1 protein-coding gene is annotated in these 1,027 nt (G+C 68.6%); it reads right to left on the reverse strand.

Translation table 11 applies throughout. From position 1 onward, the window contains the following. Positions 1-897, reverse strand: coding sequence for an IS5 family transposase (locus HA073_RS30185; protein WP_166457864.1), 897 nt, complete (start codon positions 895-897; stop codon positions 1-3). Positions 898-1,027 lie beyond the last annotated feature (130 nt).

A 1,027-nucleotide genomic window follows, 5' to 3' on the forward strand; every position in this document is an offset into this window, starting at 1 on the left:
CTAGGCCGTGTTTCGTAGGGCGCGGAGCCATTGGTTGATGGCGGCGATGGTGAGGGTGGCTTCGTAGCGGACGGCGAGTTTGTCGTAGCGGGTGGCCATGGCGCGGTGTTGTTTGAGCTGGTTGATGCCGCACTCCACGGCGTGGCGTAGGCGGTAGAGGTTGGGGTCGAAGGCGGGCGGTCGTCCGCCTTGGGAGCCTTTGGCCTTGCGGTGTGCGTCCTGGTCGGCCTTGCTCGGGATGCACGCGCGGATGCCTCGGGATCGTAGGTGGGCGCGGTTGGCCTTGGACGTGTACGCCTTGTCGGCCAGGACGGTGTCGGGGCGGGTCCGTGGCCGGCCACCACCGGCTCGGGGGATGCGGACCCTGGCCAGCACGGGGATGAACTGGGGGCTGTCGCCGCGCTGTCCGGCGGTCACTACCAGGGCCATCAGTTTGCGGCCCTGCTCGCAGGCCAGATGGGTTTTGGTGGTCCAGCCGCCCCTCGATCGGCCGAGCCCGTGATCTGCCGGCTCGGCCTGCACACCACCAGGAGGCTCCTTCTGCGCCTGGCCGTCGCGGCGGGCTCCCGCCGCGTGCTGGTGGGCGCGGCTGATGGTCGAGTCCACGCTCACCGTCCAGTCGACCAACCCCGCTGCGTCCGCCCGGGCCTGCAACGAGGTGAGGATCTGCGCCCAGACACCGTCACGCTGCCACCGCCGGAACCATCGATACAAGGTCTGCCACGGCGGGTAGGGCGCAGGCACGTCGCGCCACGGCGATCCGGTCCGGACCCGCCACCGGATCCCGTCGATGATCAGTCTCATGGTCCATCTGCGCGGCCGAGCATGACCTGTTCCGGCAGGCAGCAACGGCTCCAGCGCCGCCCACTGCACGTCGGTCAGGTCATGTCGCCTCACTGCCGTTACGCTCGGCACGAGGTCTCCGGTGTGAAGTTCTAGCTTGGTCGCTGAACCAACTACCGGAGACCTCTCCCATTAGCGACCACCGCCACGCCCCAACACCGACGCCCTACGAAACACGGCCTAG

This window comes from Micromonospora sp. CMU55-4 (genome assembly GCF_011602315.1).
GTDB lineage: Bacteria > Actinomycetota > Actinomycetes > Mycobacteriales > Micromonosporaceae > Micromonospora > Micromonospora chalcea.